Origin of the sequence: Moorena sp. SIO4A1 (assembly GCF_010672065.1) — a bacterium.
Lineage (GTDB): Bacteria > Cyanobacteriota > Cyanobacteriia > Cyanobacteriales > Coleofasciculaceae > Moorena.
Genome location: NZ_JAAHHX010000990.1, coordinates 1 through 1,110, shown reverse-complemented (window position 1 = coordinate 1,110; position 1,110 = coordinate 1). Strand labels below are relative to the sequence as shown.

Below are 1,110 nucleotides of genomic sequence, written 5' to 3'. Positions count from 1 at the left end.
TTTTCAAGGGAGAGCTCAACACCCTAAGTTTAAGAAGAAAGGTAGAAATGATAGCTTCACCCTAGATAATTGTGGGAAGGTCATGGAGTTTTCAGGAACTCGGTTGAAACTCCCTTTTCTTGGGTGGGTTAGCACTTATGAACCTTTACCTGGAATCCAGACGAAGCGGGTTACAATCAGTCGAGAAGCCGATTCTTGGTATATTTCTTTGGCCTACGAGTTGGAACCTGAACCCACTGTTAAATGTAGAGAATATCTAGGTGTTGATGTCGGGGTTAAAGTTATAGCCACCTGTTCAGATGGGACGGTATTTCCTAATCCTAGAGCTTACAAACAAGCTCAGAAAAAGCTGGCTAGACTTCAAGGAGAACTATCTAGAAGAACTATGGGTTCTGCCAATAGAAATAAGACCAAGCTGAAATTAGCTAAAGCCCATCAACGTGTTGCTAACATCCGGAAAGATGCAATTCAAAAATTAACCTCTTGGCTTTGCAAAAACCACGCAGTCATTGGGTTAGAAGATCTAAATGTTTCCGGTCTGCTAAAAAACAAGAAGTTAGCAGGTGCGATAGCCGATTCCGCTCTTTATGAAATTCGTCGTCAAGTCGAATACAAGTCTGAGTGGTACGGTTGCTCATTGGTATTTGTAGATAGATTCTACCCATCCACTAAAACTTGTTCTAGTTGTGGTCATGTTCAGGAAATGCCACTTAAAGAACGAGTTTTTGATTGTGAGGTTTGCGGTGAAGTCTTTGACCGTGACTATAACGCCAGCCTGAATGCACGAACGTTTTGCCGAAGGCTATTCGGTCTAAGCCTGTGGAATAGGAAGTGCCGACACCCTATGAAAAACCAGGTAACTGGAAAGAAGCAGGAAGGGAACTTTAATACGGTTTTTACCGCATTATATCAGTTTCTCGTCGCAGGGAACCGGCGAACTTGCCAAGGCAAAAGGTTAAAAATGTTCGCTTAATGTGGAATTTTAGCTTTCCGAATGTCTAACAACCTAGATGCTCAGCCACCAGCAGTAATCAAAGACGAATTTAACCTAGATAACTTCCTCGAGGATATACCGGATATAGAGGAAGTGGCACAACCAACCACTGATAA

At 42.5% G+C, this 1,110-nt stretch carries 1 protein-coding gene; it reads left to right on the top strand.

What is annotated here, in order from left to right; translation table 11 throughout:
* Positions 1 to 973: RNA-guided endonuclease TnpB family protein (locus F6K53_RS44675; RefSeq protein ID WP_293087465.1), on the top strand; the 973-nt coding region annotated here is incomplete at its 5' end.
* Positions 974 to 1,110: the final 137 nt, after the last annotated feature.